This window comes from Streptomyces sp. NPDC088812, assembly GCF_044750285.1.
GTDB lineage: Bacteria > Actinomycetota > Actinomycetes > Streptomycetales > Streptomycetaceae > Streptomyces.
Genome location: NZ_JBIVJP010000027.1, coordinates 137,252 through 159,261 on the forward strand (window position 1 = coordinate 137,252; position 22,010 = coordinate 159,261).

The 22,010-nt window shown below is 72.2% G+C and carries 21 protein-coding genes; 12 read left to right on the forward strand and 9 right to left on the reverse strand.

Translation table 11 applies throughout. The features are described from left to right. Nucleotides 1–33: 33 nt before the first annotated feature. Nucleotides 34–723: a FadR/GntR family transcriptional regulator gene (locus ACIP67_RS37005; RefSeq protein WP_401697831.1), complete on the reverse strand. Its 690-nt coding sequence runs from the start codon at nucleotides 721–723 to the stop codon at nucleotides 34–36. Between the two features lie 70 nt (nucleotides 724–793). Here ACIP67_RS37005 and ACIP67_RS37010 point away from each other — a divergent pair, with 70 nt between their 5' ends. From ACIP67_RS37010 to ACIP67_RS37025, 4 genes are all read left to right on the forward strand, one after another. Then, nucleotides 794–2,104: a CynX/NimT family MFS transporter gene (locus ACIP67_RS37010; RefSeq protein ID WP_401697833.1), complete on the forward strand. Its 1,311-nt coding sequence runs from the start codon at nucleotides 794–796 to the stop codon at nucleotides 2,102–2,104. Nucleotides 2,105–2,206: 102 nt separating this feature from the next. Continuing rightward, the gene (locus ACIP67_RS37015) at nucleotides 2,207–2,323 is read left to right on the forward strand and encodes an SGM_5486 family transporter-associated protein (RefSeq protein WP_401697835.1); all 117 of its coding nucleotides are present in this window, start codon (nucleotides 2,207–2,209) and stop codon (nucleotides 2,321–2,323) included. Nucleotides 2,324–2,494: 171 nt separating this feature from the next. Next, nucleotides 2,495–2,704 (forward strand): hypothetical protein, encoded by a 210-nt coding sequence (locus tag ACIP67_RS37020; protein WP_401697836.1) that lies wholly within the window; start codon nucleotides 2,495–2,497, stop codon nucleotides 2,702–2,704. 106 nt (nucleotides 2,705–2,810) lie between these two features. Then, nucleotides 2,811–3,329 carry a SixA phosphatase family protein gene (locus tag ACIP67_RS37025; RefSeq protein ID WP_401697838.1) on the forward strand — a complete coding sequence of 173 codons (519 nt, stop codon included), beginning with the start codon at nucleotides 2,811–2,813 and terminating at the stop codon, nucleotides 3,327–3,329. Nucleotides 3,330–3,517: 188 nt separating this feature from the next. On the opposite strand, the gene serB is transcribed toward ACIP67_RS37025, so the two are convergent. Together serB and ACIP67_RS37035 are read right to left on the reverse strand one after the other, a co-directional pair. Further along, a complete protein-coding gene (gene serB / locus ACIP67_RS37030; RefSeq protein ID WP_401697840.1) occupies nucleotides 3,518–4,732 on the reverse strand; it encodes a phosphoserine phosphatase SerB in 1,215 nt (404 codons plus the stop codon). Nucleotides 4,733–4,878: 146 nt separating this feature from the next. Beyond that, complete coding sequence (locus tag ACIP67_RS37035; protein WP_401697842.1) at nucleotides 4,879–7,224, reverse strand: streptophobe family protein; 2,346 nt, start codon at nucleotides 7,222–7,224, stop codon at nucleotides 4,879–4,881. 247 nt (nucleotides 7,225–7,471) lie between these two features. Between ACIP67_RS37035 and ACIP67_RS37040 the strand changes: the two genes are divergently transcribed. Further along, nucleotides 7,472–10,054, forward strand: a complete 2,583-nt coding sequence (locus tag ACIP67_RS37040) for an FHA domain-containing protein (RefSeq protein ID WP_401697843.1) — start codon at nucleotides 7,472–7,474, stop codon at nucleotides 10,052–10,054. A 122-nt stretch (nucleotides 10,055–10,176) separates the two neighbouring features. Here the strand turns inward: ACIP67_RS37040 and ACIP67_RS37045 are convergent, their stop codons facing one another. Together ACIP67_RS37045 and ACIP67_RS37050 are read right to left on the reverse strand one after the other, a co-directional pair. Beyond that, the gene (locus ACIP67_RS37045; RefSeq protein ID WP_401697845.1) at nucleotides 10,177–10,929 is read right to left on the reverse strand and encodes a transglycosylase SLT domain-containing protein; all 753 of its coding nucleotides are present in this window, start codon (nucleotides 10,927–10,929) and stop codon (nucleotides 10,177–10,179) included. Between the two features lie 313 nt (nucleotides 10,930–11,242). Further along, the gene (locus tag ACIP67_RS37050) at nucleotides 11,243–12,508 is read right to left on the reverse strand and encodes an S-adenosylmethionine:tRNA ribosyltransferase-isomerase (protein ID WP_401697846.1); all 1,266 of its coding nucleotides are present in this window, start codon (nucleotides 12,506–12,508) and stop codon (nucleotides 11,243–11,245) included. 245 nt (nucleotides 12,509–12,753) lie between these two features. On the opposite strand from ACIP67_RS37050, the gene ACIP67_RS37055 reads away from it, so the two are divergent. The 3 genes from ACIP67_RS37055 to chpE all read left to right on the forward strand — a co-directional run bounded on the left by ACIP67_RS37055 (nucleotide 12,754) and on the right by chpE (nucleotide 14,967). Further along, on the forward strand, nucleotides 12,754–13,899 hold the full coding sequence (locus ACIP67_RS37055; protein ID WP_401697848.1) for a GAF domain-containing sensor histidine kinase: 1,146 nt from the start codon (nucleotides 12,754–12,756) through the stop codon (nucleotides 13,897–13,899). Next, the gene (locus ACIP67_RS37060; RefSeq protein WP_401697850.1) at nucleotides 13,892–14,533 is read left to right on the forward strand and encodes a response regulator; all 642 of its coding nucleotides are present in this window, start codon (nucleotides 13,892–13,894) and stop codon (nucleotides 14,531–14,533) included. The genes ACIP67_RS37055 and ACIP67_RS37060 overlap by 8 nt, the downstream gene beginning before the upstream one ends. Nucleotides 14,534–14,721: 188 nt before the next feature. After that, nucleotides 14,722–14,967 carry a chaplin ChpE gene (gene chpE / locus ACIP67_RS37065; RefSeq protein ID WP_401697851.1) on the forward strand — a complete coding sequence of 82 codons (246 nt, stop codon included), beginning with the start codon at nucleotides 14,722–14,724 and terminating at the stop codon, nucleotides 14,965–14,967. Between the two features lie 328 nt (nucleotides 14,968–15,295). Here chpE and ACIP67_RS37070 read toward each other — a convergent pair whose 3' ends face one another. Continuing rightward, a complete protein-coding gene (locus tag ACIP67_RS37070) occupies nucleotides 15,296–16,084 on the reverse strand; it encodes a hypothetical protein (RefSeq protein WP_401697852.1) in 789 nt (262 codons plus the stop codon). Nucleotides 16,085–16,238: 154 nt separating this feature from the next. Here ACIP67_RS37070 and ACIP67_RS37075 point away from each other — a divergent pair, with 154 nt between their 5' ends. The 3 genes from ACIP67_RS37075 (at nucleotide 16,239) to ACIP67_RS37085 (ending at nucleotide 18,629) form a co-directional block, all read left to right on the forward strand. Further along, nucleotides 16,239–17,036 (forward strand): ABC transporter ATP-binding protein, encoded by a 798-nt coding sequence (locus ACIP67_RS37075; protein ID WP_401697853.1) that lies wholly within the window; start codon nucleotides 16,239–16,241, stop codon nucleotides 17,034–17,036. Between the two features lie 66 nt (nucleotides 17,037–17,102). Then, a complete protein-coding gene (locus tag ACIP67_RS37080; RefSeq protein WP_389524767.1) occupies nucleotides 17,103–17,534 on the forward strand; it encodes an NfeD family protein in 432 nt (143 codons plus the stop codon). 141 nt (nucleotides 17,535–17,675) lie between these two features. Then, a complete protein-coding gene (locus tag ACIP67_RS37085; protein ID WP_390656163.1) occupies nucleotides 17,676–18,629 on the forward strand; it encodes an SPFH domain-containing protein in 954 nt (317 codons plus the stop codon). 94 nt (nucleotides 18,630–18,723) lie between these two features. On the opposite strand, the gene ACIP67_RS37090 is transcribed toward ACIP67_RS37085, so the two are convergent. The 3 genes from ACIP67_RS37090 to ACIP67_RS37100 form a co-directional block, all read right to left on the reverse strand. Then, entirely contained in the window at nucleotides 18,724–19,230 is a 507-nt protein-coding gene (locus tag ACIP67_RS37090; protein ID WP_401697855.1) for an HNH endonuclease, read from the reverse strand. A gap of 211 nt (nucleotides 19,231–19,441) precedes the next feature. Next, nucleotides 19,442–19,981: a YbhB/YbcL family Raf kinase inhibitor-like protein gene (locus ACIP67_RS37095; RefSeq protein WP_401697856.1), complete on the reverse strand. Its 540-nt coding sequence runs from the start codon at nucleotides 19,979–19,981 to the stop codon at nucleotides 19,442–19,444. A gap of 42 nt (nucleotides 19,982–20,023) precedes the next feature. Further along, nucleotides 20,024–20,806, reverse strand: a complete 783-nt coding sequence (locus ACIP67_RS37100; protein WP_401697857.1) for a sporulation protein — start codon at nucleotides 20,804–20,806, stop codon at nucleotides 20,024–20,026. Nucleotides 20,807–20,952: 146 nt separating this feature from the next. Between ACIP67_RS37100 and ACIP67_RS37105 the strand changes: the two genes are divergently transcribed. Continuing rightward, entirely contained in the window at nucleotides 20,953–21,594 is a 642-nt protein-coding gene (locus ACIP67_RS37105; RefSeq protein ID WP_401697859.1) for a DNA-3-methyladenine glycosylase, read from the forward strand. Nucleotides 21,595–22,010 lie beyond the last annotated feature (416 nt).

Sequence of the window (22,010 nt, forward strand, 5' to 3'; positions counted from 1 at the left end):
AGCCACCGCAGGCCGTGAGTCCGACGGCCTGGGTCAGCCACCGGACGCCGTGAACCGCCCGGGCCGGCACAGGAACGGATAGCTCGCCGCCTCCATGGCCGCCCGCTCCGCGTCCCCGGCGCGGATCGCGTCCACCAGCCGCGCGTGGTCCATGTACGTCTCCGGCGTCAGCTCCTCGCCCACGTCCTCGCGCAGCCAGTCCCGCAGCACCTCGCCGAGGTCCGCGTACATCGCGGTCATGACGTCGTTGTGGGAGGCGGCCACCACCGCCAGGTGGAAGGTCGCGTCCGCCGCGACGAACGCCTCGGCGTCGCCCGACTCCCACGTCTCCTCGCGCCGCAGCAGCAGCGCGTCCAGCTGCTTGAGGTCCTTCTCGGTGCGCCGCTCGGCGGCCAGTTTCGCCGCGCCGGACTCCAGCGTGGAACGGAGTTCGGCGATGTGCCGCGGGTCCGCGGCGGCGAAACGGCGGTGCATCACGCCCGCCAGCTCGCTCGTCGCCACCACGTACGTGCCCGAGCCCTGCCGGATGTCCAGCAGGCCGTTGTGCGCGAGGGCGCGGACGGCCTCGCGGACGGTGTTCCGGGCGACGCCCAGCTGCTCGACCAGCTCGGGCTCCGTCGGGATGCGTGAGCCCACCGGCCATTCACCCGAGGTGATCTGGGTACGCAGCGCGGTGATGACCTGCTCGGACAGCGCCGAGCGACGGGGATGGCTCAGGGGCATGGCACACCTTCGCACGGGCGGGGCGGGGCGACGGCACCCGGGGATGGACAACCAATCATCCCATGATTCTATGATGGGCCTCATGGCCAGTGAGGAAACACGGACGACGCCGTCGCCCGCGCACACGACGACGTCCCCCGCCCCGCCCGCCCCGGCGGCGGACGAAGCGCCGGGGGCGGACACGCGCGCGTGGGCGCAACGCCTGCTCGTGGTCGGCATCGTGCTGGCCGCCTTCAACCTCCGTCCGGCCATCACGAGTCTCGGCGCCCTCCTGGAAGAGGTCCGCGACGGCCTCGGCATGAGCGGCAGCGTGGCCGGCCTGCTCACCTCCGTGCCCCCGCTCTGCTTCGCCGTCTTCGGCGTCACCGCCCCCCGCCTCGCCCGCCGCTTCGGACCGGGCGCGGTGGTCTGCGCGGGCATGGCGGCGATCACCGCGGGCCTGCTGATACGGCCGTACGCCGGGAGCACGCCCGGTTTCCTGGCCGCCAGCGCCCTCGCCCTCATGGGCATCGCCGTCAGCAACGTCCTGATGCCGGTGATCGTCAAGCGCTGGTTCCCCGAGCGGGTCGGTTCCATGACCGGCCTGTACTCGATGGCCCTCGCCCTCGGCACCTCGACCGCCGCGGCGATCACCGTGCCCGTGACCGACGCGCTGGGCGGCGAGTGGCAGTCCGGACTCGCGGTCTGGGCGGTCCTGGCGGCGGTCGCCGTCCTGGCGTGGCTGCCACAGGTGCGCAGGCGGGAGGCGGCTCCCGACGCGCGGGCCACCGCGCGCGCGGAGGCGCCGGCCGGGATGCGCGTCACCCGCAGCCGCACCGCCTGGGCGCTCGCCGTCTTCTTCGGGCTCCAGGCCACCGCCGCCTACATCACCATGGGCTGGATGGCGCAGATCTTCCGGGACGCGGGCGTGGCCGCGGGCACGGCGGGCCTGCTCCTCGCCGTCACGATGGTGATGGGCGTGCCCCTCGCCTTCGTCATCCCGCGCGTGGCGGCCCGGCTGCCGCACCAGGGCCCGATCGTGCTCGCGCTCGGCGTCTGCGGCCTCGCCGGATACGCCGGCCTCTACTTCGCGCCCGCCGGCGGCGCCTGGGCCTGGGCGGTGCTGCTCGGCGTCGCCAACTGCGCTTTCCCGCTGGCCCTCACCATGGTCGGCATGCGGGCCAGGACCGGCGCGGGCGTGGCCCAGCTGTCGGCCTTCGCCCAGAGCACCGGCTATCTGATCTCGATTCCCGGCCCGCTCCTGGTGGGCGTCCTCTACCAGCACAGCGGAGGCTGGGGCCTGCCCCTCGCGCTGATGGCGGCGCTGATGGTCCCGCAGACGGTGGTGGGCGTGCTCGCCGGGCGCGACCGCACCGTGGAGGACGAGGCCGCCGCCCGCTGACCCCGGGTGCGCCGCGTCGACCCGGGGGAACCGCGTCGGCCCTGCGGGAACCGTGTCGACCCCGGGCGCACCGTTTCGCGTGGCGGGTGCGAGACTGGGCGCATGCCCGTGCTCGACCCGAACCCCCAGAACGGCCAGAAGAAGATGCTGATCGTCTTCGGCTCGTTCCTCCTCATCTTCGTGATCATCGCCGTCGTCGCGACGATCGCCTCGCCCTGACGGGCCCGCTCCCCCCCGGGCGGTGGGGTTAACCCCCCTGTCCCCTAGGGGGCCAGGGTCAGGGTCAAGTGGGTGGACCACCGGATGGGGGGAGGCCCGCCGGATCCGTACCTTCGAGAAGTGACCGCGCGACGCGGACCACGGACGACTCGAAGACCCGCGGAGGCACCCATGCCGGCCCCTACGCACACCCGGCTCCACCCGGTCGCCCCGAGCGGCGGCATCGCCACCCGGCTGCCCTGGTGGGCCCTGGCGCTCCCGGCCCTGGCCTTCGTCGCCCTGCTCACGCTGATACTGAACCCGTCCGACGCCCAGGCGGCCGCCGGCGACCCGACGATCCCGCACCTCGTCGAGCGCGTGCGCCACCTGCTCGCGCGCTAGCCGTGTCGATCACGCCCCGGGCACGCCCTTCACCCCCCGGCCGACCGGTGAAGGCGCATGTCAACTCCCTGCGCCGCATGGCCTGTTTCATGCGAAGCTGGGAGCCATGAGCGTCGTAGAACCCCGCAGGATCGTCCTCTTCCGGCATGCGAAAGCCGACTGGCCCCAGGTGACCGACCACGAGCGTCCGCTCTCCGAGCGGGGCCGTCATGACGCCGCCATCGCCGGACGCAAGCTGACCGACACCGGCATCCCCATCGATCTCGCACTGTGCTCCACCGCCACCCGCACCCGCGAGACGTGGAAGCTCGCCGTCCAGGAGTTCCCGCAGCGGCCGAAAACCGTCTACGAAGAGCGGATCTACGAGGCCTCCCCGGGCGAACTGATCGCCCTGCTCAACGAAACCCCCGACGACGTGCGCAGCATCCTCCTCGTCGGCCACAACCCGGGCATCCACGGCCTCGCCGACATCCTCTCCGGCACCGCCGAGGACGACGCCCGCGAGCGCATGAACCGCCGCGGCTTCCCGGCCGCCGCCTTCGCCGTCGTGTCCTTCGACGGCTCCTGGAAGTCCCTGGAGCCTGCCGTCGGCACCCTGACCGACTACTGGGCGCCGTCCGAGTGAGCCCGCGGCAGGAGTGATCCGCGGGCGGGCGAAGGCCCCGCTGGCGGGCGCGGCCCCGCACACGGGACGCTCCGGCACGCGCACGCGGGGTGTTCCGGCACCCGCACCCCGGACGCACCGGCACGCGCGAGGGCCCGGCACCCCTGGGTGCCGGGCCCTCGCGCGTGCCGGTGCGGGTCGGTACAGCGCTAGCGCTCGTCGTGGGTGTCCGCCGCCTCGACCTCTTCCCGGGTGATACCCAGCAGATACAGGACGGTGTCCAGGAACGGCACGTTCACCGCGGTGTGCGCGGCCTGCCGCACGACCGGCTTGGCGTTGAAGGCGACACCGAGACCGGCCGCGTTGAGCATGTCCAGGTCGTTGGCGCCGTCGCCGATCGCCACCGTCTGCGACAGCGGTACGCCCGCCTCGGCGGCGAACCTGCGCAGCAGCCGCGCCTTGCCCGCGCGGTCCACGATCTCCCCGGTGACCCGGCCCGTCAGCTTTCCGTCGACGATCTCCAGCGTGTTCGCCTGGGCGAAATCGAGCCCCAGCCGCTCCTTGAGGTCGTCGGTGACCTGGGTGAAGCCGCCGGAGACGACCCCCACCTGGTAGCCGAGTCGTTTCAGCGTCCGGATGAGGGTGCGCGCGCCCGGCGTCAGCCGCACCTCCGCGCGCACCTTCTCCACGACCGACGCGTCCAGCCCCTCCAGCAGCGCCACGCGCGCGTGCAGCGACTGCTCGAAGTCCAGCTCGCCCCGCATGGCCGCCGCCGTCACCTCGGCGACCTGCTCCTCACAGCCGGCGTGCGCGGCGAAGAGCTCGATCACCTCGTCCTGGATGAGCGTGGAGTCGACGTCCATGACCACGAGCCGCTGGGCGCGCCGGTGCAGGCCCGCCGCCACGACGGCGACGTCGACACCCAGCGCGGCCGCGTCCGTGACCAGGGCGGTGCGCAGCGGCTCCGTCTCCACACCGGAGACCGCGAACTCGACGGCCGTCACCGGATACTTGGCCAGCCGGAAGATGCGGTCGATGTTGCCGCCCACCTTGGTGATCTGGGCGGCGACGGCGGCCGTGGCCTCCGCGGTCAGCGGGTGGCCGAGCACGGTGACGAGGGAGCGGCCCAGACCGCGCGGGCGGTTGTCACCGATGCCGGAGATGATCTCCGCCTGCATCTTCATCGACTCCGCCCAGCTGTGGACGGTCGCCCGAAGGTCCCCCTCCAGCCCGTGCGGCGGCTCGGTCACGAGCGCGCACAGCACCATACGGCCACGGGTGACGACCTGCTCGATGTCGACCACGTCGACGGAGTAGGCGGCGAGGGTGTCGAAGAGGCCGGCCGTGATGCCCGGCCTGTCCTTGCCGAAGATCTTGACAAGGAGGGTGGGGACGTCGGTCGGCGAGGTCTGCTCAGCGCTCATGGTGTACCCACCGTATCCGGCACCCAGTGCCGACCGCCGCCCAGGTCCGCCTAGCGGACACGGAACAGTGGGTGGCGTGCCGGTGACCCGCGCATGACGACGCGGCCACGGTTGCCGGAGCACGTCCCGCCCTGCGGCCGGCCGGCTCAGCGGGGCCGCTTCGGCCTGCCGGGCGGGGGCGCGGCCGGAGGCGGGGGAGGCGGTGGGGGAGGAACCGACGGAGGGTGCGGCGGTGAAGGCGGGGGAGACGAAGGGGGCGCCGGAGGTGGCGGAGGCGGCGGAGGCGGTCCGTCGTCGGCGTCCCGCGCCGGTCGCTCCCCGGGCCGCGGAGGGTCGCCGGGCCGCCGCGGCGACCGGGGCGGCGGCCCGACGGGCCGGACCATGGTGGGCGCGTCGTACAGGTCGCCGAGCGGCGGCGGCCCGTCCGGACGCCGCCCGGCACCCGGGGTGTCCGGAGCACCCGGGGGCCCCGGAACGTTCGGGGCAGGAGGCTCGACGGGCCGGGCGCCGCCCGCAGGCCCGACGGGTCCTCTCGGCCCGGGCGGGAAACCCGGCGCGGACGGCGCGGACGGCGCGGCCCCACCGGGGCGGGGCCCGGGACCGCCCGACGGCGGGGCGGGACGGGCGTCCTCGGGCGGAGACGCGTCCGTGCTGCGCCCGCTCGGGGGCCCCGGGCGGGCGTCCTCCGGCTCCCGCAGGCGGTCCGGCACGCGCAGGTACGGATTGGTCGCCGGATTGGGCGGCCGGTACGGCGCGCTCGGCGTGTACGGTCCGGACCGGCTCTCACCGGGCCCGGCGACCGGACGCTCCGCCTTCCCGGCCCCGGCGCCCCGAAGCCCGACACCGATGTCCCCCGCGTCTCCGTGTCCGACACCCGCACCCCCCGCACCCCCGTGTCCGACACCTGCACCCCCGTGCCCCACACCCGCGAACCCGCCCCCGACCCCAGCAGCACCGCCCCCTGCACCCCCACCGCCTCCCGCACCCCCACCGCCTCCTCCACCACCCTCCGCACCAAGCACCACCTCCGGCACCCCCACTCCCGACACGCCCACCCCCCTGACACCCCGTGCCAGTGGCGCCGCCCGTCCGCCCGCCGCCCCGGTCGCGCAGGCCAGTGCCGCGCCGACGGCCCCCGCCCCAGCACCCCACGCGACGCCCAGCAGCACCGCCGTGCCGGGGTGCCCGTGCAACTCGATCCCGGCCTCGAAGGCGTCGAACCCCAGCACGGACAGGGAGGCGTCCGCGGACACGTCCGTCAGCCGGGCGAGCAACGGCAGGGCCACCCCGGTCACGACCCCCAGCCGCAGCGCACACCGTCCGGTGAAGCCGACGACGCCGGGGCCGTCGGCGGCGCCCGCCCCTCGGGCCGCCTCGAAGGGCGTCCGTACGGCCGTCAACACCCCTGCCAGCAGCATCATCACGGTGACCGCAACCGCTAACAGCCACACGCGACCGTCCAGTTCGGCCAGTCGTCCCAGCGTCACCGACTGCTCGGTGCCCATGCCCAGCAGTCGGTCCAGCGGAGTCGGCAGCACGCCGGTCAGGACGCCCGTCGCCCGTCCGTCCCACGGCACGAACAGGCCGATGCCGAGACCGAGCCAGGCCCCGTTCGGCGCGCCCAGCAGCGCCGCCCCCGCGATGCGCCCGGGGTGGTCGTCGCCGATCGCCGCGTACGCGGCCGCGGCGAACCCGGCCGCCACAGAGACCAGCAGCACGGTGACGACGGCGGAGACGGCGGGCCGTACCACCCGGTGCACGGCCTCCCACCCCCGCGGCACGGGCGTACGGCGCGAGGCCAGCAGGGCGATCGTCAGGACCCCCGCCGACCAGAGCAGTCCGCCGAGCAGCGTCGGGACCGTGTCGACGGTGAAGCCGACGGCCGCCTGAGCGTCCATCAGGTCTTCGAGCCCGTCCGGCAGCAGACCACCGACGTCCCCCAGGTCACCCAGCCCGGGGATCTCGACCCCACCGCCCCCGCCCCCGCCGGGCAGGCCGTCCAGCCCCAGCGAGCCCCCGTCGATCGTGACGACGTCGTGTCCCGCCCAGGCCAGCCCGCCCAGCACCGCCACGAACAGCGCGACCATCGTGGCCGCGCGGGCGAGGAGTTCGGCCGGGGAGATCACCGCGCCCGCCGTGCGCAGGGACCGCAGGAAGAACCACGACAGCAGCAGCGCCCCGACCAGGCCGACGCCAAGTGGCGTGATCTCGACGGCCGTCACCGCCTCCGCGCCCGTGAGGCCGAACGCCGACAGATCCCCCGACGGCGTCACCGCACCACCCGCCCCGAGCGCCACCACCGCCGCCGTCATCGGGCCCAACGAGCCCGCCGCGTCGGCCTCCAGCAGATGCAGCCCGAGCGCCGCGGTCCCCGCCATCCCGATCAACGCCCAGCTCACCGCGGCGATCGCGGACACCAGCACGTCGGCCCACGGCACACCCGTGCCGCGCTCCGAGCCCCCGACGCCCCCGACACCCGTGCCGGCACCCATGCAGACCCCCCGATCCGCGGTGCGGAGCGGCGAAGATCGCCGTTTCCGTCCCCTCTCGCGTGTGTTTACCACTCTCCGGTCCGGTTTCAACCCCGTCAACGGATACGGCCGAGGAGCCCCTACGCGGTCTTCACAAGGCCCGGCTTTCGGTCAGGGGGCCGTGCCTGAAATAGTTCCCGACGATGTTCGACATCCCTAGACTCCCTGCGACGGGGGTAATTCGGGGGACTACTCAGTGGGGCATGGAGTGCCGGAACTCGTACTGGAATTGAACGGACGCACCTGGAGACTGGATCCGTCCAGGGCCTACACCCTGGGACGTGATCCGCAGGGGGACATCGTCCTTGACGACGCCAGGGTCTCCTGGCGTCACGCCACGGTCAGCTTCAACGGCCGTGGTTGGGTCCTGGAGGACCACGGCAGCACCAACGGCACGTTCGTGCAGGGCCAAAGGGTCCAGCAGGTGGAGCTCAACGCCGGTTCGGCGGTGCACCTCGGCAACGCGACCGACGGACCCCGCCTGAACCTCTCCGGCGCGGCGGCGGGCGTCGCCGCGCCGCAGGCCCAGCCGCAGCAGCAGCCGTACGCGGCGCAGGGCGCCAACCCCGGCTGGGGCCAGCAGGCACCGCAGCAGCAGGCACCGCAGCAGCAGGCGCCGCACGCGCAGGCGCCGCACGCGCAGGCGCCGCACGCGCAGGCTCCGCAGCAGGCCCCGCAGGCAGGCTGGCAGCAGCCTCAGCAGGCCGCCGCGCCCATCCCGCAGCAGCAGGGCCCCGGCGTCGGCGCGGGGGCGCCGCCGGTCTACGGCGACCGCAGCCCGACCACCTTCCACCAGTTCTCCCTCGGCCGCGTCATGCGCATCGGCCGTGCCCTGGAGAACGACCTGGTCGTCTCCGACCTCCAGGTCTCCCGCCATCACGCCGAGTTCCACTCCACGCCCGACGGCCGTATGGAGATCCGCGACCTCGGCTCGCACAACGGCACGTACGTCAACGGCCAGCCGATCGCCAAGGGCGGCTCGCAGCTGCTCGGCCCGGCCGACATCGTCGGCGTGGGCCACTCGACGTTCCGGATCGTCGGCGACCGCCTCGAGGAGTTCGTCGACACCGGTGAGGTGTCCTTCTCCGCCCGCCACCTGACCGTCACGGTCGACGGCGGCAAGCAGATCCTGAAGGACGTCTCCTTCGGAGTGCCGGAGAAGTCGCTGATCGCGGTCATCGGCCCGTCCGGTTCCGGCAAGTCCACCCTGCTCAAGGCGCTCACCGGCTACCGGCCCGCCAACCAGGGCGACGTCCTCTACGACAACCGGAACCTGTACAAGCAGTTCGCCGAGCTGCGCCAGCGCATCGGTCTGGTCCCGCAGGACGACATCCTGCACAAGGAGCTGACCGTCAAGAAGGCCCTCAAGTACGCGGCCAAGCTCCGCTTCCCCGCCGACACCACGGCGGCCGAGCGCCAGTCCCGCATCGACGAGGTGCTGCGCGAACTGAAGCTGGACATCCACAAGGAGAAGAAGGTCACCTCCCTCTCCGGCGGCCAGCGCAAGCGTGTCTCGGTTGCCCTGGAGCTGCTCACCAAGCCCTCGCTGATCTTCCTGGACGAGCCGACCTCCGGCCTCGACCCGGGCATGGACCGCGACGTCATGCAGCTGCTGCGCGGCCTCGCCGACGACGGGCGCACGGTCCTCGTCGTCACGCACTCGGTGGCCGAACTGGCGATCTGCGACAAGCTCCTGGTGATGGCGCCGGGTGGCTCGGTCGCCTACTTCGGCCCGCCGGAGGAGGCGCTGAACTTCTTCGGCTACGACACCTGGGCCGACGTCTTCTCCGCCTTCGAGAACTACCGCGACTACGACTGGGCGGGCCGCTGGAAGGGCTCGCAGCACTACCAGATGTACGCCGCGGACATCGACGCCACCGCGCCGCAGTCCGTACAGATGCCGCCGATGCAGGCGCTGAGGCCACCGAAGCCGCAGGGCTGGATGTCCCAGTTCGTCACACTGGTGCGCCGCTACGCCTCGGTGATCGTCTCCGACAAGGGCTTCCTGGCCCTCATGGTGATCCTGCCGGCCGTCCTCGGCGCGGTGAGCCTGCTCATCGACCCGGACCGCGGCCTGCTGCCGAACCCGGCCAACCCGAAGACCGGCCGGATCATCCCGAACGGCACGGCCACCACGGTCCTGCTGATCCTCGCCGTCGGCGCCTGCTTCGCCGGTGCCGCGAACTCCGTCCGTGAGCTGATCAAGGAACGGGTCATCTACGAGCGGGAGCGCGCGACCGGCCTGTCGCGCTCCGCGTACCTGATGTCCAAGGTGTTCGTACTGGGCATGATCACCGTGCTCCAGGGTCTGCTGGTCGGCGTCATCGGCCTCTCCAGCCGGGAGATCCCGGAGGAGGGCCTGGTCCTCGGCAACCTCACGCTCCTCGAGATGTCGCTGCCGATCATGGCGCTCGGCTTCACCTCGATGATGTTCGGCCTGATCATCTCCGCGCTGGTGAAGACCGCCGAGAAGACCATGCCCCTGCTGGTCATGTTCGCGATCATCCAGGTCGTCTTCACCGGCTGCCTGTTCGCCCTGAACGGCTCGATCGGCGTCAACCAGTTCTCGTACCTGATGCCCTCGCGCTGGGCGGTCGCCGCCGCGGGCGCCACGCTGGACTTCAACAAGATCAGCCCGCCCGAGGAGGGCGTCGGCAACGACCCGCTGTGGGAGCACACGGTCGGCGCCTGGGCCATGGACCTGGCCGCCCTGATCGCCCTCGGCGTGATCTGCGGCTTCTTCGTGGCCCGCTTCCTGCGCCGCCACGAGCCCGAGGTCATGCGGAAGTAGTCCGCACGCGGCCGACGCCGAAGGGCGGCACCCCGACCGGGGGTGCCGCCCTTCGGCGTCGGCGGACCTTCGGCGTCGGCGGACCTTCGGCGTCGGCGGCCCTTCGGCGTCGGCCGACAGGATCAGTACGCGCTGTTGACGTTGTCCATGGAGCCGTAGCGGTGGGCCGCGTAGTTGCAGGCGGCGGTGATGTTGGCGACCGGGTCGTAGATGTTCCAGGACGTGCCCGGGACGTGGTAGGCCGAGAAGGTCGGCGGGATGACCTGGAGCAGGCCCTTCGACGGGACGCCGTTGATGGCGTTGATGTCCCAGTTGTTGATGGCGTACGGGTTGCCGGAGGACTCGCGCATGATGTTGCGGTGGATGCCCGAGTAGGAGCCCGGGATGCCGTGCTTCTTCATGATGGCGAGCGACTCGCGGATCCAGCCGTCGAGGTTGTTCGCGTAGCTCTTGACGGAGACCGGCTGGACGGCGGCGCGCAGGGAGGCCCGGCTCGTGGCCTGCTGGACCTTGCGCTCGGCGGCGGCCTTCGCGACCGCACGGGCCACTGCCTTCTTCCGGGCGGCCGCGTCGGCGGCGGCCTTCTTCTTCGCCGCGGCGGCAGCGGCGGCGGCCTTCTTCGTCGCGGCCGCGTCGGCGGCGGCCGCCTTCTTCTTCGCCTCGATGGCGTCCAGCTTCACGGTGACGCCGGCCAGCTGGCCGGTCACGCCGCCCTTGACGTCCTTCACCGGCTCGGAGCTGTAGGCGACGCGGGACGGGGAGGCGGCGTCCGTCGTGGTCGTGTGCGTGTCGGCCGGCACCACGGAGAAGGCGATGGCGGCGGCACCGAGCGTGGTGACACCGGCGATCGCGATCCTGCGAGTGTTCTTGGGCATGGCGGAATGACCTCTTCGAATAGCGCGGAGGTCGCTCTGTCTGTCCACGGCGGACACGGGTGCTTTCGGCACGAACGCCGCGGGGAGAGCCCGCGGCGCTGAGCGACGGCAGCCATTGTTAGCGGCCGCAAAATCCGGAGGCAATCATGTGACGTACGAAGCCGGATAGTGGATCAGGGAACGGCAAAACGGGACAGACCACAACGTCTGTCCCGTTCAACCCGGACCCTTTTGACTCCTAAGGTCCTTCGTACGTGATGTGCACCCTATGTGCGGGCTCACATCAACCTCTCAGACTTCTCACTGCGAGTTGCTAGAGCAATGCCGAGCGTGAGTGGTTCGTAGCGGGCTCGCCACCGCCCCTTCGGACGGGATCGGAAGGCGTCGTCCGGACGGGACCGGGCCGCCCCGCTCGGACGGGACCGGACCGCCCCGCTCGGACGGGACCGTGGTCCCCGTCCCCCGGCAGGAAGAGGTGCAGATCCCCGAACTCGTGCCACAGGTACCGCCCGCGCAGTGCCTCCTCGTAGCCCCGGTCGATCGCGGCCCGGCCCGCCACCGCCTCCAGCATCAGCAGGTGCGAGGCCTCCGGCTCGTGCAGCCCGGTCAGCAGCCCGTCCACCACCCGCACCCCGCGCCCGGGCGTGACGACGAGGTCCGTCCACCCCTCCCGCGCGCGCACCACCCCGTCCGCCCCGGACGCCGACTCCACGGCCCGCACGGCCGTCGTCCCCACCGCGATCACCCGCCCCTCCGTCCGCCTCCCGCCGCCCTGCCGGACGAGCGCCCCGCGCCCGCCCCGCTCGGCCCGCACGGCGTTGATCAGCCGGGCCGACGCCTCCGGCACCGCGAACCACTCCGGGTACGGCGGCTCGTGCGCCTCCGCCGAGGCCACCCCCGTGTGCAGGGTGACCGGCGCGAACCGCACCCCGCGGCTGACCAGCTCCGTCACCAGCCGAGCGGTGAAGGGCCGCGCCGCACTCGGCATCTCCGCACTGCCCGACCCGTCGGCCGACGGCAGCGCGAACACCGTCTGGTACACCGACAACGGCTGGTCCCGCTCCGTGTAGGAGTACCGGATGGGCCGCCCGTGCCCCCGCAGCAGCACCGGCACCGACCCGCCGGACATCCGCGCCCACCACAGCCGCCCGCCGCCCCCGCCCAGCGCCTCCTCGCACACGAGCCGCACGCCTCCCGGCAGCCGCACCTCCGTCCCCCGGGCCGCGCCCGCCGCTCTCCCCACCCGCGCGCGCGTGGTGCCCCTCCCGTCCGGGTCCCGCAGCTCGACCGCCCACCGCCCGTCGTCCCCGCGCGTGGAGAAGTGCACCACCACGCGCGCGTGCCCGGTCCATCCGTCCACCGCGGCCGCCAGCGTGGGCGAGGTGTTCACCACCAGCAGGTCCCCGGCCCGCAGCAGCCCGGGCAGCTCCCGGAACGCGTGGTGCGCCACCTCCGTCCCCCGCGACACCAGCAGCCGTACGGAGTCCCGGCCCCGGCGAGCCCCGCGCGGCCAGCGCCTCGGCCAACGCCCTCCCCAGGCCCTTCGACGCTCCCGTGATGATCGCCACCGGCATGACAACCGTCCCTTCGTCCGACGACCCGCCTCCGCTCGGCGATGCCCTCACCGTAGGAACCGCCCCGCCCGCCCCGCCTCGGACGCGGGGCGGGGGCCGCCGGGGCCCTTCGGCGTACGTCCCCGCACCCCCGCCGCGCGCCCTACGCCCTACGCCCTACGCCCGGGACCGCGGACCTAGGCCCCGGGCCCCACCCCGACGCCGCCACCGGTCCGATCCCCCTGTCACACCCCGCCGGTACCGTGAGGGCATGAGTCAAGGCCCCCGGTCCGGCCTCGCCGCGGTGAGCTCCGCGCTGCTGGCCATGAGCAGGCACCTCGAGGTGCGCGACGTCCTCAAGACGATCGTCGCCTCGGCCCGTGAGCTGCTCGACGCGCAGTACGCCGCGCTCGGCGTCCCGGACGACCACGGCGGCTTCGCCCAGTTCGTCGTCGACGGCATCGGCGAGGAGCAGTGGAAGGCCATCGGCCCCCTGCCCCGCCAGCACGGCATCCTCGCCGCGATGCTCCACGAGGCCCGGCCCGAGCGCCTCGCCGACGTGCGCGAGGACCCGCGCTTCGAGGGCTGGCCGTCCGCCCACCCGGACATGTCGGACTTCCTCGGCCTGCCCATCCGCGACGGCGACGAGGTCGTCGGCGCGCTGTACCTCGCCAACAAGAACTGCGCCAAGCCGGCCGGCGGCTGCGGCTTCACCGAGGACGACGAGGAACTGCTCTCCATCCTCGCCCAGCATGCCGCGATCGCCCTCACCAACGCCCGCCTGTACGAGCGCAGCCGCGAACTGACGATCGCCGAGGAACGCTCGCGACTGGCCCACGAACTGCACGACGCGGTCAGCCAGAAGCTGTTCTCCCTGCGCCTGACCGCCCAGGCCGCCGCCGCCCTCGTCGACCGCGACCCCTCCCGCGCCAAGGGCGAACTCCAGCAGGTCGCCGCGCTCGCCGCCGAGGCCGCCGACGAACTGCGCGCCGCCGTGGTGGAGCTGCGCCCCGCGGCCCTCGACGAGGACGGCCTGGTCGCCACCCTCCGCACCCAGATACGGGTCCTCGACCGCGCCCACTCCGCGCGCGTGACCTTCACCAGCCGTGGCGTCCGCGCCCTGCCCGCCGCCCAGGAGGAGGCCCTGCTGCGCGTCGCCCAGGAGGCCCTGCACAACGCGCTGCGCCACTCCGGCGCGGAGCACGTCGAGGTCAGCCTCCACCGGCGCGGCCCGGCCGCGGTCCTGCGCGTCACGGACGACGGCGGCGGCTTCGACCCCACGACGGTCCGCAGGGCCGGCCGCCACCTCGGCCTGGTCTCCATGCGGGACCGGGCGAGCGGCGTCGGCGGCAGCCTGGTGGTGGAATCGGCGCCCGGCAAGGGCACCACGATCGAGATGGAGGCCCCCGGTGGCTGACGCAATCAAGGTGCTGCTCGTCGACGACCACCAGGTCGTCCGCCGGGGCCTGCGCACCTTCCTGGAGGTCCAGGACGACATCGAGGTCGTCGGCGAGGCGGCCGACGGTGCCGAGGGCGTCGCCCGCGCCGAGGAGCTGAAACCCGACGTCGTCCTGATGGACGTCAAGATGCCCGGCATGGACGGCGTGGAGGCCCTGCGCAGGCTCCGCGAACTCGACAACCCCGCGCGCGTGCTGATCGTCACGAGCTTCACCGAACAGCGCACCGTGGTCCCGGCCCTGCGCGCGGGCGCCGCCGGATACGTCTACAAGGACGTGGACCCCGACGCCCTGGCCGGCGCCATCCGTTCGGTCCACGCCGGCCACATCCTGCTCCAGCCGGAGGTCGCGGACGCCCTGCTCTCCCAGGAGGAGGCCACCACCGGGCAGGGCAGGGGCGGCTCGCTCACCGAGCGGGAGCGCGAGGTCCTCGGGCTGATAGCGGACGGCCGCTCCAACCGGGAGATCGCCCGCGCCCTGGTCCTCTCCGAGAAGACCGTCAAGACCCACGTCTCGAACATCCTGATGAAACTCGACCTGTCCGACCGTACGCAGGCCGCCCTGTGGGCCGTACGCCATGGTGTGACCGGCTGAAACACGCTCCGGCGCACGACCGGGGGCGTTTCGGGGCGCCCTCGCGGAGCGGTTCCCTCCGGTCCGAGATTCATACCGTCGTGGGAATGTCCCCCGGACGGCGCACCCTTCGCCGGGCGTCCGCGTTCTCCAGTGCGTACCGCGGCGGCTGCCGCGGCACTCGCCAGCAGGGCCAGGAGGGCTCAGAAGTGAAGAACCTGAAGAAGGCAGCGGCCGTGACGATGGTGGCCGGCGGTCTGGTCGCCGCGGGCGCCGGCATGGCCTCCGCCACCGGCGGCGCGTCGGCCCACGGCGTGGCCGAGGGCTCGCCGGGCGTCCTCTCGGGCAACGTCGTCCAGGTCCCGGTGCACGTCCCGGTCAACGCCGTCGGCAACAGCGTCAACGTCATCGGCGTACTGAACCCGGCCTTCGGCAACTCGGGCGTCAACCACTGACACCCTTCGCGGACCCCGGCGGCCACCGGCCTCCCCCGGCCCCACTCCGGGGGAGGCCGGTCCGCTTGTCGCCGTGCACGACCGAGACCGCCCGGCCCGCACGGAGCCCCGCGTCGGAAAGAACACGGCACCCCGTGTGTGACCGGCCCCCGTCGGCCCGCGAGCTCCCACCGGCCCCGGCCGCCCCTCCTACCGACGCCACCCCCGCGAGGCCCTCACCGCACCCCTGGCCCGGCCGCTCCTCCGGCCGACGCGCACCCCGGCGAGGCTCTCCCCGCATCCCTCGCCCCGGCCGCCTCTCCGGCCGACGCGCACCCCGGCGAGGCTCTCACCGCATCCCTCGCTCCAGCTCCTCCACATACGCGTTGTACGCGGCGACCTGCGCCCGCCGAGCCGTCCGCTCCACCGGCCGCAGCGCCTCCCCGCGCGCCGCCATCTCCGACGCGCTCACCGCACCCCCGTGCCCGCGCTCCAGCGCGAGGGAGACCAGCAACCCCACCCGCTGCGCCAGCTCCAGCACCCGCACCGCCCGCGGCGGATACCCCGGCGCGAGCACCTCCCGCCCCTGCTCCGACCGAGTCCGGTACGCGTCGATCGCCGCCTCCGCCACCGGCCCGGACCCCGCCACGTCCAGCCGCGACAACACCGCCGTGGCCTCCCGCAACGCCTCCGCCAGTTCCCGCTCCGCCTCGCCCAGCGACGGCACGTCGGCGGGCGGCGCCTCCCGCACCGCGAGACAGCGCCACACCACCTCGGCATGGACATCGCCCGCGGGCCCGGCCTCGGACACCTCCGGCACCAGCCCCAGCGCGGACCCGTGGCAGATCACCGCCTCCTCCGCCTCCAGCGCCCGCGCGTTGAACTCCGGCGGCCCGCTCAGCCCCAGCGGATGCCCGGACGCGGGCAGCGCGACCCGGAACCCCCTCACCCCCAGCGCCCGCAGCCGCCCCAGAGCGAGCGTGAGTCCGACGGGCGACGCCTCGCCGGGCAGCCCCGCCACCCGGTGCACGGCATCGGCACCGACTATGGCGTGCACCGCATCGTCCGGAGAGACAAATCCGGACAGAAGTGCGTTTCCCCAAGCGGCAAGGCGACCAGAGCGCGGTTCCGAAAGCATCCCCCCACCCTAAGGACCGGACCGATGGAACGGCTCCCCCGACCGGTGGCGTAGATTTTCCCGGAGGGCCGCGCCCACCCGCGCGCGGCGGTCCGAGCCACAGGCGTACGCGACGACCGAGTCCGGCCACACTGCAAGGGGAGACAACGCGCTCATGAGCGATGTTCTGGAGCTTCAGGACGTATCCGTGGTCCGTGAGGACCGGGCTCTGGTGGACCAGGTCTCCTGGTCGGTCAAGGAGGGCGAACGCTGGGTCATCCTCGGCCCCAACGGAGCCGGCAAGACGACCCTCCTGAACCTCGCCTCCAGCTACCTCTACCCCAGCAAGGGCACCGCCACCATCCTCGGCGAGACCCTCGGCAGGCCCGGCACCGACGTCTTCGAGCTGCGCCCCCGCATCGGCATGGCCGGCATCGCCATGGCCGAGAAGCTCCCCAAGCGCCAGACCGTCCTGCAGACCGTCCTCACCGCCGCCTACGGCATGACGGCCGGCTGGCAGGAGGAGTACGAGGCCGTCGACGAGCAGCGCGCCCGCGCCTTCCTCGACCGCCTCGGCATGACCGAGTACCTCGACCGCAGGTTCGGCACCCTCTCCGAGGGCGAACGCAAGCGCACCCTGATCGCCCGCGCCCTCATGACCGACCCCGAACTGCTGCTCCTGGACGAGCCCGCCGCCGGACTCGACCTCGGCGGCCGCGAGGACCTCGTCCGCCGCCTCGGCCGCCTCGCCCGCGACCCCATCGCCCCGTCGATGATCATGGTGACGCACCACGTCGAGGAGATCGCCCCCGGCTTCACCCACGTCCTCATGATCCGCCAGGGCAGGGTCCTCGCCGCCGGCCCGGTCGAACTCGAACTCACCTCCCGCAACCTCTCCCACTGCTTCGGCCTCCCCCTCGTCGTGGAACAGGTCGGCGACCGCTGGACCGCTCACGGGCTGCCGCTGTCCTGACCGCCGTTCCGACCGCCCCCCTTCGCGCTCTGTCGGCGGCACGACCCTCGGTCCTACCATGAACGCGTGGACGACATCGACGCGTGGGTGTGGTGGCTCGTGGGGGCGGCAGCGCTCGGCATACCGCTCGTGGTGACCGCGATGCCGGAGTTCGGCATGCTCGCGGTCGGCGCCGTCGCGGCCGCCGTCGCCGCGGGCCTCGGCCTCGGCACCGTCGCCCAAGTGCTCGTCTTCCTCGCCGTGTCGGTCGCCCTCATCGCCGTCGTACGGCCCATCGCCGCCCGCCACAGCAGACAGCGCCCCCAACTCGTCACCGGCGTCGACGCGCTGAAGGGCAAACAGGCCGTCGTACTGGAACGGGTCGACGGCTCCGGCGGACGCATCAAACTCGCCGGCGAGGTCTGGTCGGCCCGCGCCCTCGACACCGACCACGCCTACGAGGTGGGTCAGGAGGTCGACGTCGTGGACATCGAGGGAGCCACGGCGATCGTCATCTGACCTTGCACAACTCCCGCACCACGCAAGTGGACAGAACACACCACGAGCCGCACGACCGTCTGTCAGACTCGACCAGCAAGATCTTCAACAAGCCTAAGATCTTCCGAAAGCGCCGAGGCGGAGAAGGGGACGGGGAGCACGATGGAACCGGTCATCATCGTCTTGATCATTCTGGTGGTGTTGGTCTTCATCGCCCTGATCAAGACGATCCAGGTCATCCCACAGGCGAGCGCCGCCATCGTGGAGCGCTTCGGCCGCTACACCCGCACACTCAACGCCGGACTCAACATCGTCGTCCCGTTCATCGACACCATCCGCAACCGCATCGACCTGCGTGAACAGGTCGTGCCGTTCCCGCCCCAGCCGGTGATCACCCAGGACAACCTGGTCGTCAACATCGACACGGTCATCTACTACCAGGTGACCGACGCCCGGGCCGCGACCTACGAGGTCGCCAGCTACATCCAGGCGATCGAGCAGCTCACCGTCACCACGCTGCGCAACATCATCGGCGGCATGGACCTGGAGCGGACCCTGACCTCCCGCGAGGAGATCAACGCGGCTCTGCGCGGCGTCCTGGACGAGGCCACCGGCAAGTGGGGCATCCGCGTCAACCGTGTCGAGCTCAAGGCGATCGAGCCGCCGACCTCCATCCAGGACTCGATGGAGAAGCAGATGCGCGCCGACCGCGACAAGCGTGCCGCGATCCTCACCGCCGAAGGTACGCGCCAGGCCGCGATCCTCACCGCCGAGGGCGAGAAGCAGTCCCAGATCCTGCGCGCCGAGGGCGAGGCCAAGGCCGCCGCCCTGCGCGCCGAGGGCGAGGCCCAGGCGGTCCGCACCGTCTTCGAGGCGATCCACGCCGGCGACCCGGACCAGAAGCTGCTCTCCTATCAGTACCTCCAGATGCTCCCGAAGATCGCCGAGGGCGACGCCAACAAGCTCTGGATCGTCCCCAGCGAGATCGGCGACGCCCTCAAGGGCCTCTCCGGCGCGATGGGCAACTTCGGCGCGATGGGCGGCGGTTCGGGCTCCAACGGCGGCGGCACCGAGAAGAAGATCCCGGAGCGCCGCGAGAAGCCGTCGATCGACTGACGGCACCTGACAGCAGAGAGCCCCGTACCCCCTCCGAAGGGGTGCGGGGCTCCGTCCGTACGCGGGCCGCACAGGGCGGCCCTGCGGGGCACCGTCAAGCCGCGTCCACGGCCAGCCACTCCGGCAGCGCGGCCAAGTCCTCCTGCCCCAGGGCCAACAGCATCGCGTCCTGCGGAGTCGGCTCGAACGGCAGCCGCAGCAACGGCATCTCCGCCTGCTCCGGAGTCCGGTCCGCCTTGCGGTGATTGTCCTCCGCGCACGAGGCGACCGTGTTCAGCCAGGAGTCCCGCCCGCCCTGCGCCCGCGGCACCACGTGGTCCACGGTCGTCGCCCGCCGCCCGCAGTACGCGCACCGGTGCCGGTCCCTGACCAGCACACCCCGCCTCGACCACGGTGCTTGTCTTCGGAACGGCACCCTCACGTACCGGCAGAGCCTGATCACCCGGGGCGCCGGTATGTCCACGGCGGCCCCTCGCATCCGCAGTTCGGGGTGGGACTGTTCGACGACGGCCTTGTCCTGAAGCACCAGAACGACGGCTCGGTTCAGCGTCACCGTCGACAACGGCTCGAAGCTCGCGTTGAGTACCAGCGTGTCCCGCATACCAGCCCACCTCCCGTGTGCACCGGCCCACCCCCTGGCGGGCTGGGATCAACTCTGGCCGGGCACGCCGGGATGGACAACGCAATATCTGCTGCTCCCACGGGGGGTGACCCCCGCGACCCCCGGCAACAAAAATGCCCGCCCCTGATCACTTCCAAGACCAGGGGCGGACAAACGTTGAATGAACGATGAGCTGGCTCAGCCGACGGCGTCAGCTCTGCGCGGGGTTCTCGTACTCACCGATCAGCTGGGCGCGCGCGATCGTGTGGAACCGCAGGTTGAAGCCCACGGCGGCGGGCGAGGTGTCCGCGTCCGGACCGAGCTTGTCCTGATCCACCGCGTACACGGTGAAGACGTAGCGGTGCGGACCGTCCCCGGGCGGCGGCGCGGCGCCCCCGAAGTCCTTCGTCCCGTAGTCGTTGCGCGCGTGGACGGCGCCCTCCGGCAGGCCGTCGAACTTCCCGCTGCCCGCACCCACCGGCAGCTCGGTCACCGACGCCGGGATGTCGAACAGGACCCAGTGCCAGAACCCGCTGCCCGTGGGGGCGTCCGGGTCGTAGCACGTCACGGCGAAGCTCTTGGTCTCGGGCGGGAACCCCTCCCACCGCAGCTGCGGCGAGGTGTTCCCCTCCGCGTGGACCTGCGCACTCTTGAGGGTCGCCCCCTCCTCGACGTCCTCGCTCGTCACCGTGAAAGACGGCACGGGAGGATGGAAGTCGTGGGGGAGCGGCCGCCTCTTGTGCTCGGTCACCTAGGTACCTCCTGAACGGTTCTGGAGTCAGTGGTTCCGAGCCTAGAACCAGTTGCGCTTGCTGCCGACCTCGGACAGCCACTGATTGAGGTACGCCGCCCAGTCGGTCCCCTGGTAGTCGTTGAGCCCCACCTGGAACGAGCGGAAGGTGTCGCTGCCCTCGCCGAACAGCCCGGGCTTCTTGTCCATCTCCAGCACGACGTCCATGGCCTGCGCGTCGGCCACGAAGCTCAGCTCGACCTGGTTCAGGCCCCGGTACTGCGACGGCGGGAAGAACTCGATCTCCTGGTAGAAGGGCAGCTTCTGCCGGGTGCCCCGGATGTGGCCGCGCTCCAGGTCGGCGTTCTTGAAACGGAAGCCCAGCTGGATGAAGGCGTCCAGGATCGCCTTCTGCGCGGGCAGCGGGTGCACGTTGACCGGGTCCAGGTCGCCGGAGTCCACGGCCCGCGCGATCTCCAGCTCCGTGGTCACACCGATGTTCATCCCGCGCAGCGCCTGCCCGTCGATCATCGTGATCGGCGTCTCCCACGGGATCTCCAGGCCGAACGGCACCGCGTGCACCGCACCCGCCTGGATCTCGAAGGCCCCGCCCAGACGCTGCTTGGTGAACTCGATGTCCTGCTTGTACTCCTGGTCGCCGCTCTCCACCTCGACCTTGGCCTGCAGCCCGACGGACAGCCCCTCGATCTGCTGGTTCACGGACCCGCCCTGGATCCGCACCTCGCCCTGGACCACGCCGCCCGGGACGACGTTGACCTCGGTCAGCACCGTCTCGACCGAAGCCCCGCCGGCCCCGAGACTCGCGAGCAGCTTCTTGAACGCCATGACTTCCCCTCTACGACCTCTACGACTGGATCCTTGATCCTTCTAAACGCGACCCGGCCGTGGCCGGTTCCGTCACACACCCTGGCAAGCCGAGGGCCCGCCGACCACCCCGACGCACCCACCCGTCTGCACTACGCTCGGAGGGCATGATCGCGACCCCCGACCGTACGCCCCTTCCCCGCTCCTTCTTCGACCGCCCTGTCCTGGAGATCGCCCCCGACCTCCTCGGCCGCCTTCTCGTCCGTACGACCCCGGACGGTCCGATCACCCTGCGCCTCACGGAGGTCGAGGCCTACGACGGCCCGAACGACCCGGGCTCCCACGCCTTCCGCGGCCGCACCGCCCGCAACAGCGTGATGTTCGGTCCGCCCGGACACGTGTACGTCTACTTCACCTACGGCATGTGGCACTGCATGAACCTCGTCTGCGGCCCGGACGGGAGCGCGAGCGCCGTCCTGCTGCGTGCCGGCGAGATCGTCGAGGGCGCCGAGCTGGCCCGCACCCGCCGACTCTCGGCCCGTAACGACAAGGAATTGGCCAAAGGCCCCGCCCGCCTGGCCACAGCCCTGGACGTGGACCGCGCCCTCGACGGCACGGACGCCTGCACCCCCGGAGACACCCCCCTCCGCATCCTGGCAGGGACCCCCGTACCCCCCGAGCAGGTGCGCAACGGCCCCAGGACGGGAGTCTCCGGCGACGGAGCCGTCCACCCGTGGCGTTACTGGGTTGCCGACGACCCGACGGTGAGCCCCTACCGCCCCCATGTCCCTAGGCGCCGCCGAAGTTGACTCGCTCTTGACGGGCGCGTAACGTGGCCCGAGCCGCTGAACCGGGTACGGCATTCGCCTGCAGCCGGAAGCGGCCAACCCACTACCTAGACGCCCCTCAGCAGGGTCGAATTCGTCGTGTCCGCACGCCTGAATTCGAGCTCGTCGGACTCGATTATGAGTCCACGAAGGAATCGGCTAACGTAGTGAATGCCGAAAGGTCGACAGGCGAAAGCCGGAAGGCCCCAGGCAAATCCCGCCGACAGGGAATCGGATCGGAAACGGTCTGATAGAGTCGGAACCGCCGGAAAGGGAAACGCGAGAGCGGAAACCTGGAAAGCGCCGAGGAAATCGGATCGAGAAAAGATCTGATAGAGTCGGAAACGCAAGATCGAAGGGAAAAGCCCGGAGGAAAGCCTGAGAGAGTCTCTCGGGTG

Coding starts and splice junctions, on each gene's coding strand:
- ACIP67_RS37025 (WP_401697838.1), top strand. CDS start 2,811: ATGAGCGTCGTAGAACCCCGCAGGATCGTCCTCTTCCGGCATGCGAAA.
- ACIP67_RS37045 (WP_401697845.1), bottom strand. CDS start 10,929: ATGCCCAAGAACACTCGCAGGATCGCGATCGCCGGTGTCACCACGCTC.
- ACIP67_RS37035 (WP_401697842.1), bottom strand. CDS start 7,224: ATGGGTGCCGGCACGGGTGTCGGGGGCGTCGGGGGCTCGGAGCGCGGC.
- ACIP67_RS37010 (WP_401697833.1), top strand. CDS start 794: ATGATGGGCCTCATGGCCAGTGAGGAAACACGGACGACGCCGTCGCCC.
- ACIP67_RS37005 (WP_401697831.1), bottom strand. CDS start 723: ATGCCCCTGAGCCATCCCCGTCGCTCGGCGCTGTCCGAGCAGGTCATC.
- ACIP67_RS37085 (WP_390656163.1), top strand. CDS start 17,676: ATGGAACCGGTCATCATCGTCTTGATCATTCTGGTGGTGTTGGTCTTC.
- ACIP67_RS37075 (WP_401697853.1), top strand. CDS start 16,239: ATGAGCGATGTTCTGGAGCTTCAGGACGTATCCGTGGTCCGTGAGGAC.
- ACIP67_RS37100 (WP_401697857.1), bottom strand. CDS start 20,806: ATGGCGTTCAAGAAGCTGCTCGCGAGTCTCGGGGCCGGCGGGGCTTCG.
- ACIP67_RS37055 (WP_401697848.1), top strand. CDS start 12,754: ATGAGTCAAGGCCCCCGGTCCGGCCTCGCCGCGGTGAGCTCCGCGCTG.
- ACIP67_RS37020 (WP_401697836.1), top strand. CDS start 2,495: ATGCCGGCCCCTACGCACACCCGGCTCCACCCGGTCGCCCCGAGCGGC.
- ACIP67_RS37105 (WP_401697859.1), top strand. CDS start 20,953: ATGATCGCGACCCCCGACCGTACGCCCCTTCCCCGCTCCTTCTTCGAC.
- serB (WP_401697840.1), bottom strand. CDS start 4,732: ATGAGCGCTGAGCAGACCTCGCCGACCGACGTCCCCACCCTCCTTGTC.
- ACIP67_RS37015 (WP_401697835.1), top strand. CDS start 2,207: ATGCCCGTGCTCGACCCGAACCCCCAGAACGGCCAGAAGAAGATGCTG.
- ACIP67_RS37070 (WP_401697852.1), bottom strand. CDS start 16,084: ATGCTTTCGGAACCGCGCTCTGGTCGCCTTGCCGCTTGGGGAAACGCA.
- ACIP67_RS37090 (WP_401697855.1), bottom strand. CDS start 19,230: ATGCGGGACACGCTGGTACTCAACGCGAGCTTCGAGCCGTTGTCGACG.